The following is an 8,025-nucleotide window of genomic DNA, read 5'->3' on the forward strand; positions in this document are numbered from 1 at the left end:
GTCGCGGGCCTCGCCGCCGCCGGCTACGAGGAGGAGGCGAACTCGCTGCTGCACGGGACCCTGGCGGCGGCGAGGCCCGCGACGGCGACCGCCGTCTCGTGGACCCGTACGGCGCCACTGCGATGGCCGAACGGGTTGTGGCCCGTTTCCTTCGCGCCCAGACCGCGCAGCCCCCAGCCGCAGTCCATCGCCGGGTTGCCGAACAGCCGGGCGAGCTGCTCGGTCCGCACGCGGTCGAGCAGTCCGGGGGCGTGTGCGCCACCGCCGAGCAGTCCGGTGTCCAGGAGGTGCGCCGCCATGCTCCCGAAGTGCGGGACGGGACGCCCGTCCGGCGCGCGGGCAGCGGCCGGACGACCGCCGCCCGGGTCGTCGATCCAGAAATCCTCCTCGAAGGCGGCCCGGAGTGCGCCGGCCCATTGCCGCAGTCCGGCGCCGCCCGGTCTGCCACAGGCGTCGAGCAGGTCGGCGCCGAGCAGGGCGGCACGGTGGGCGTATGCCTGTGTCTCGCAGCGGGCGGGGCCACCGGGTTGTGGGTCGCACAGGTAGACGCCGTCGCCCACGGTGGTCCGCAGCCAGGTCAGACAGCGCTCGGCGGCCGGCAGCAGCTCTTCCGTCTCGGCTTCCGGCAGGCCCCAGCGGCGTGCCTCCGCGAGCAGCACCGGGAAGAGCAGCGTGGCCTCCGTTCCGGTGCAGCCCGGTGGCAGATGGGCTCCGGCGTCCCGGCGCGGCCCGGGGATCAGGCCGGCTCGTGGGCCGGTGCCACCCAGCTGCGTACGGGCGAAGGTCCGCAGTGTGCCGACGGCCAGCCGGGTGCCGAGGGGAAGGGCCATCCGGGCTGCCGCGAGGGCTTCGGCGGGGGCCGGTCCGCAGCGCCAGGGCGCTCCGGCGGCGAGATGGGTGTCGGCGGCGTGCTCGTAGTCGCGCAGCAGCAGGGCCTGCAGGTCTTCGACGCTGGTCCGCAGGAGGGCCGCGGCCCGGGGGTCGTCGCCGGTCGCGACGGCGGGAGCGAGTGGGCTCGTGGCCGCGCGGCCGACCGCCCGCAGGGGCGCCGCGCCCTCCAGGCGCACCCGTAGTTCCACGCTCGCGCTGCCGCCCGGGGGCAGTTCGAACTCCCAGCGCAGCAGCCCCGCGGCGGCCAGCGCGTCGGCGGGCGGCGGCTCGGCGGAGACCGACGACGCCCCGGTGGGACAGGACCAGCGCAGACCGGAGTCGTGGACACTGGCGGGCAGCTCCGGGCCGGCGTTGCCCGAGGCGATGGCGCCGAGCGCCGCCAGGTCCGTGCCCAGTGACACCTCCAGGGGCAGGCGCAAAGGGCGGGCAGCCGCACTGCGCAGGATGATCCGCTCCGTACCGTCCGCGTGACGGACGCGCTCGACGAAGATGTCCGGGTCCGGTCCCGCTTGCGGGGACACGCACAGTGTCCCCACGAAGCGGGCCCGGTCGGCACCCGTCATCCGGGCCTGCACGGCGAGCGGCTCACGCCCGGCGACCCGGACCTGGCAGCGGGAGAGAAGTCGCCGCCCCGCGCGGTAGAAGCCCTCCAGTCCTCGTCCGGTCAGCTGGCCCTGTCCGGCGGAGACGGCGAGTGCCGGAAGGGCGACGCAGATGAGGGCGGTGTGGGTGGGAGGCAGCTCCCCCGAGCGGCGCGGGGGCGCGGGCGGCGGTGCGGGCGCTGCCGCTGCGGGGGCCCGGTGGGACTGCACGGTGGAAGCGACTCCTCTTCTGCCACCACCGCGCGGAGGAAGCGGATGGGAGCTGCCCCCGGCCGTACGGCCACGGGGGGCGTCGTCCCACGCCGAAGGCTCACGGGGAGCGTCGGGCCGCCGGGCTGGAGTCGGCTGGTGCATCGCGAGCGACTTCCTCTGCGCGCTGTACGCCTCGGGCGAGGCCGGCGCCGGTTGAGGGTTTCCGGCAGGACAAGAGCGGTACGGCGGCACGTCCCGTCCAGGCGTTCCGCCACTCAGGTGAACGGATCGGGGCTCCCGTGGGTCACGGCTGCGATCGACCGGCACCTCCGGACCACGGTGCCGGAAGCGGGCCGTTCCGCTCGTCGCCCGGCGGCGGCCGGGCGACAGCCATCCGCCGACGGCGCTCATCACCCGCCGATACCGGGGCCGGCACCGACTCCGACCCCCTTGTCCCACGCTCACGTGTCCTCCTGCGTACCGCCGCCGGTGCCGGAGCCGGAACGCGGGGCTTCCGGACAGCTGCCGCGCCGCCGGGCGGGCGCCTTCGAGGAACGCGGGCGGGTGCCGCCGACCCGTCCCGCGCCCGGGTGCGTACCTGTGGCCGCCCTACGGGAGCGCGGGCCCCCGTCGGCCTTGTTCGGCGTCTTCACCCCCGCGGGCAGTGCGCGGGCCCGAGCGCGGCGGAGCGCGGACGCTTCGGGTGCCGGGGCGAGCGTGGGGTGGGCGCTGGTGTCCGTACGGTCGGGCTCTTCGGGCTCTTCGGGCTCTTCGGGCGCGGCAGGTACGGCGGGCGCGGCAGGTACGGCGGGCGTGGCGCCGGCGGAGTGCTGAGCGCCGTCCGGCGCGGCAGCCTCGGCCCTCTCCACGGCTTCCGCCCTTTCCATCACTTCTGCCGTCTCGACCGCTTCCACCGTCTCCACCGCTTCCGCGACGCCGGAAGCGGTACTGTCCGCCGCCACCGGGTCATGACCCGCGCCGGACACCCGAGACGTACGGCCCTCCCGCTCCCCCCGCAGGCAGCGGCGGATCGACTCCGGATCCAGTCCCTCGTTGACCGCCTGGTGGAGGAGGCGCGCGAAGAGATAGCCGGGGTCCGCGCCCAGGGCCATGGCCAGGGCCTCACGGGCCTCCAGCTCGTCGCCGGTCGACCAGGCGACCCAGCCGGCGAGGGTCAGGGGTGCCGCGGCGTGCTCGGCATAGGGCCCGACACAGCGGCGGGCCAGCGCCCGCCAGAGCCGGAGGGCGGGCCCGGCCTCGTCCCCCTCCATCCACTCCGCGGCGCGGTCACGGGTCGCGCGGTCCTGCAAACCGAGGATCAACGCGGCGGCTTCGTCATGGTCGATCAGCTCGTCGTCACGGAGGTCCGCCAGAAGCGCTCCGGTCACCGGTCGGGCCGTGCCCAGCCGTCCGATAAGCCTCTGGGCCAGCGCGAGCGTCTCCTCGGCCACGTCGACGCGTCCGGAGTCGTCGAGGATCCTGGGCACGAGCGCCGTGCCGGCCGTGTCCAGGGCGACCTCCTGTTCCAGGGCGGCCGCGGTCTCCCACGGCAGCAGCCTGGCGCGCAGCTCGCGCAGGGTGCCGCGCACCTGGATCCCGGCGTAGGTGGCGGCCGCCGCCAGCACCGAGGTGCCGGGCAGTCCCATCGGCTCACCGTCGGCCGGGCAACACCCCGTCCTCTCGCAGCAGTAGGACCAGAACCTTCCGTCGGAGATGCAGATCGCCTCGACCACCGGGGCGCCGACGGCGCTGCACCTGCGCCGCAGTTCCTCGGCCAGCGGCCGGAGCCGTTCCATGACCTGCCGGCCCGTCTCGCCGGCGCCCGGATCCTGGCAGAGGTAGGCCACCATCCCCTCGGGGGTGCCGCGCCGACGGGCGCTGCCCGTCATCAGTCCGCGGGTCAGCTCCGCGGCCACCGACGCCCAGTCGTCGGGGTTGGCGGGGATGCCGAGCCGGGCCCGGCCGCCGAACCTGCCGCGCCCGCCCCAGTCGTGCAGGGCGACGAGCACGATGCTGTCCTCGGGCCGGTACCCGAGCAGATACGGCAGGGCGTCCGCGAGTTCCGCCGGGGTGCGCAAGGTGACCTGGTGGGTCTCGGTCCGGTCGTCGAGGACGTCCGCGTCGGTGGCGGCCGTGAGATTCGGGACGGCTTCGGAGGTGCTGCGAGCGTCAGGAGCATGATGCCCCTCGCCCCTCCCGTCCCGTGATGTCGTCATTGTCGAAGGAACCGGTGGTTTCGCCGTGATTCGTCATGCGAAGACGATCTCGCGGAACGCAAAACTCCGTTTGGGCCTGTGGATAACTGCGATCAGGGACACGTCACCCACGCCCGGTGAGGGGGTGCCGACGGGTGCCGTGTCCTCTTTCCCCCTTCTCGCCGTGCCCACTGTCAGTGCCGTCCTGTTGTATGGAGCGCATGGAGCACACGAGCAACGCGGATCTCCGGGCGGAGGCCGACGCGGTCCTCGCCCGCCTCGTCGGGGACGCCACGGGCGCGGCACGACTGCGCGAGGACCAGTGGCGGGCGATCGAGGCGCTGGTCGCCGAGCGGCGCCGGGCGCTGGTCGTCCAGCGCACGGGATGGGGCAAGTCCGCGGTGTACTTCGTGGCGACAGCGCTGCTGCGCGCCCGGGGCAGCGGCCCCACCGTGATCGTCTCCCCTCTGCTCGCGCTCATGCGCAACCAGGTCGACTCCGCGGCGCGGGCCGGCATCCGCGCCCGGACGATCAACTCCTCGAACACCGAGGAGTGGGACGCCGTCCAGGCGGAGATCGCCGCCGGTGCGGTGGACGTCCTGCTGGTCAGCCCGGAGCGGCTCAACAATCCCGACTTCCGCGATCAGGTGCTGCCCGCGCTCGCCGCGGCGACGGGGCTTCTCGTCGTGGACGAGGCGCACTGCATCTCGGACTGGGGCCACGACTTCCGCCCCGACTACCGGCGCCTGCGGACCATGCTCGCCGACCTCCCGGCGGGCGTCCCGGTGCTCGCGACGACCGCCACCGCCAACGCGCGCGTGACCGCGGACGTCGCCGACCAGCTCGGCACCGGAGGCTCCTCGGACGCCTTGGTGCTGCGTGGTCCGCTGGACCGCGAGAGCCTGAGCCTGAGTGTGCTGCGGTTGCCGGACGCCGCGCACCGGATGGCATGGCTCGCCGACCATCTCGACGACCTGCCGGGCTCGGGGATCATCTACACGCTCACCGTGGCCGCCGCCGAGGAGGTCACCACCTTCCTGCGGCACCGCGGCCACACGGTCGCCTCGTACACGGGCAGGACGGAGAACGCCGAGCGGCAGCAGGCGGAGGAGGATCTGCTGGCCAACAAGGTGAAGGCGCTGGTCGCCACGTCCGCCCTCGGCATGGGGTTCGACAAGCCCGACCTGGGGTTCGTGGTGCACCTCGGCTCGCCCTCCTCCCCCATCGCCTACTACCAGCAGGTCGGTCGCGCCGGACGTGGCGTGGCGCATGCCGAGGTGCTGCTCCTGCCGGGACGGGAGGACGAGGCGATCTGGGAGTACTTCGCCTCCCTCGCCTTCCCCTCGGAGGATCTGGTCCGCCGCACCCTTGACGTCCTCGCCCGCGCGGACCGCCCCCTGTCCCTGCCCGCCCTGGAGCCCCTGGTGGAGCTGCGCCGCTCCCGCCTGGAGACGATGCTCAAGGTCCTGGACGTCGACGGGGCGGTCCGGCGGGTCAAGGGCGGCTGGATCGCGACGGGGCGGCCGTGGACGTACGACACCGAGCGGTACGACTGGGTCGCCCGGCAGCGCAAGGCCGAACAGCAGGCGATGCGCGAGTACGCCTCGACGAGCGGCTGCCGTATGGAATTCCTGCAGCGGCAGCTGGACGACGAGGGCGCCAAGCCCTGCGGTCGCTGTGACAACTGCGCGGGCCACCGCTTCACGGCGGACACCTCCACGGCCGCCGTGGACGCCGCGCGCACGGATCTGGGCCGGGCGGGTGTCGAGGTGGAGCCGCGCCGGATGTGGCCGACCGGCCTGCCGGCGATCGGCGTCGATCTGAAGGGCCGTATCCCGACGGGTGAACAGGCCGCTCCGGGGCGGGCGCTGGGCCGGTTGTCGGACATCGGCTGGGGCAACCGGCTGCGGCCGATGTTCGCGCCCCACGCACCGGACGGCCCTGTGCCGGACGATGTGGCGAAGGCGGTCGTGCAGGTTCTGGCCGACTGGGCCAAGGGCCCCGGCGGCTGGGCACCGGGGGCACCGGACGCGGGGCCGCGCCCCGTCGGTGTCGTCACCGTCGCCTCCCGCACCCGGCCACAGCTGATCGGCTCCCTCGGCGAGCACATCGCGCGCGTGGGACGGCTGCCGCTCCTGGGCACGGTCGAGTACACCGCCGACAGCGGCCCGGTCCCCCGGAGCAACAGCGCCCAGCGGCTCAAGGTGCTCGACGGAGCGCTGACCGTGCCGGCCTCTCTCGCCGCCACGCTGGCCGACGTCCAGGGACCGGTGCTGCTCGTGGACGACTTCACGGAAACCGGCTGGACCCTCGCGGTCGTGGCCCGCCTGCTCCGACGAGCCGGCGCCGAAGGGGTGTTGCCCTTGGTCCTGGCTGTCCAGGGCTGAGCCCTGGCACGGCGCCACGAGCCCGCTGACGCGCTGTCACCGACCCGCCGCCGGCAGCCGCCGCGGCACCGGAGCACCGGCCTGGCCTGCACCGTCGCCCCCAGGCGTCGCCCGCCATACCTTTGGGTAGGGATATAAGCCGCCCACCATCCGATAAGGGTCGGTGGCCCCAATTGCTCGTTGCCGCTTCCAGGTTCGACAGGAAGAATTGAAGTCCGCTCCCCGTACGGCTCGTCCGTGATCAGGCAGGGCTCCGCTGCGGTGTGCGCTCCCCCGAAACCAACCCCGCCCGCAGTGTGGGCGCGTAGCCGAAGGGAGGATCGTGACCTTCGGATTCGCTCCGTCCGCGGCATCCACGTCGTCCGCCGACCTGTCCGCCGCATCCGCCAACCCTGTGGCCCGCATGCTCGAACCCGCGGAGTGGGCCGCCGCCGGGATTCCCCTGCTGCGCAACCCGCGCGAGGTGGTCAGCGGACTGCACGTTCGGCATCATCCGCAGCCGGCCACCGCGGTCGTGGCCGTGCTCGACCCGGACGAACGGGTGCGGGCGAGCGCGTCGTTCACCCGTCGCCCGGCCCCGGCCGACGGCTGGATGTTCCGCAACGCGCTCCTCGCCCAGCTGCGCCGGGTCATCCCGCACGACCTGCGCCGTCGCACCCCGGTGCGCACGGCCGTACTGATGTACTGCCGGGACGGCGACGCGCGTTGGACGGAGGAGGACGGGGCCTGGATGTGGGGCCTGCGGGACGCCTGCACACTCCACGGACTGCGCTGCGGGGCGTACATCACACTGACCCGGGACGGCTGGCAGGTCCTCGGTGAGGGACGCGGCGGACGCCGTCCGAGTGCGGATTCTGCACCCGAGCCCTTCGCCCTGTCCGAGGCACCGCCACCGCCGATACGCACCGGCGGCGCCGCCTCGGAGGTGCTGCGCCGCGCGGCGGCACGCTGAGCCGCCCACGGCCCCATGACGACTCCGGGCGACGGTACGCGCTCCCCTGACCGAGCGCGTACGGTCCGCCCTCCGTGTCGGCCACGGCAGAGTTCGCCCCGGCCGATCGCGCGCAGGCAGGAACGGCCGAACCGGACCGGCGTCGCGCACCACGCGACCGCCTGGGCACCACACCGGAGCCCACGCCGACACGCGGCCCACCCGCCCCGGCTGTCCGGGCACGCCGAAGCCGTCGCGCGTGCGCGGCCTCGCCCGTCCCGGGTCCGGGGCTACTCGGCCCTGCTCAGACCCCGACGCTCAGCACCGCGTTGATCTGCTGCGGGTCACCGCAGACGATCAGCAGGGCACCGGCGCGCTCGCGGGCCAGGGGCAGAGCGGTGGCGGCCACGGCGTCGGAGCCGCCGTTGACGGCGACGACGACCACGGGACGGGAAGCGGCACGCCCGGCGACGGCGGCGTCGGCGTAGAACACGTCGTCGCGCGCGTCGTGCTGGGCCCAGTAGGCGGCCTCGCCGAAGGACAGCTCGTGGGCGGCCCACGGGTGCGGCTCACTGGTGGTGATCACCAGCACGTCACCGGGGGCGCGGCCCGACTCCAGCAGGAGGTCCACGGCCTCCTCGGCGGCGTCGAGCGCTCCCTCGGCCGAGGCCGGGATCAGCTGGATCTGCGGGGTCGCCGGAGCCGAAGCGGAGGCGGTGGGGCCGGCCGGGCCGGGGTTGGCCGCTGCCGCGTCACGCGGCGTCCGCTGCATCGGAGGCGTGGGCCGGAGAGGGCCGGGACGACCAGGACGCGGCGGAGCCGCGGGG

General features: G+C 74.6%; 4 protein-coding genes and 1 pseudogene. 2 read left to right on the plus strand and 3 right to left on the minus strand.

The features are described 5' to 3' along the window. Window positions 1-62 precede the first annotated feature (62 nt). Window positions 63-1,847: pseudogene (locus tag CCN42_RS32880) on the minus strand (glycogen debranching N-terminal domain-containing protein); the annotation flags it as partial. Window positions 1,848-2,146: 299 nt separating this feature from the next. Then, complete coding sequence (locus tag CCN42_RS32885) at window positions 2,147-3,901, minus strand: DUF4192 domain-containing protein (protein ID WP_086741055.1); 1,755 nt, start codon at window positions 3,899-3,901, stop codon at window positions 2,147-2,149. Window positions 3,902-4,101: 200 nt separating this feature from the next. On the opposite strand from CCN42_RS32885, the gene CCN42_RS32890 reads away from it, so the two are divergent. Next, window positions 4,102-6,267, plus strand: a complete 2,166-nt coding sequence (locus tag CCN42_RS32890) for a RecQ family ATP-dependent DNA helicase (RefSeq protein WP_086741057.1) — start codon at window positions 4,102-4,104, stop codon at window positions 6,265-6,267. A gap of 322 nt (window positions 6,268-6,589) precedes the next feature. Beyond that, complete coding sequence (locus tag CCN42_RS32895) at window positions 6,590-7,219, plus strand: hypothetical protein (protein ID WP_086741059.1); 630 nt, start codon at window positions 6,590-6,592, stop codon at window positions 7,217-7,219. 283 nt (window positions 7,220-7,502) lie between these two features. Here the strand turns inward: CCN42_RS32895 and CCN42_RS32900 are convergent. Continuing rightward, window positions 7,503-8,025 (minus strand): hypothetical protein (locus tag CCN42_RS32900; protein ID WP_245877578.1); only part of this gene is annotated, 523 nt, incomplete at its 5' end.

Source organism: Streptomyces glaucescens, assembly GCF_002154375.1.
Taxonomy (GTDB): domain Bacteria; phylum Actinomycetota; class Actinomycetes; order Streptomycetales; family Streptomycetaceae; genus Streptomyces; species Streptomyces glaucescens.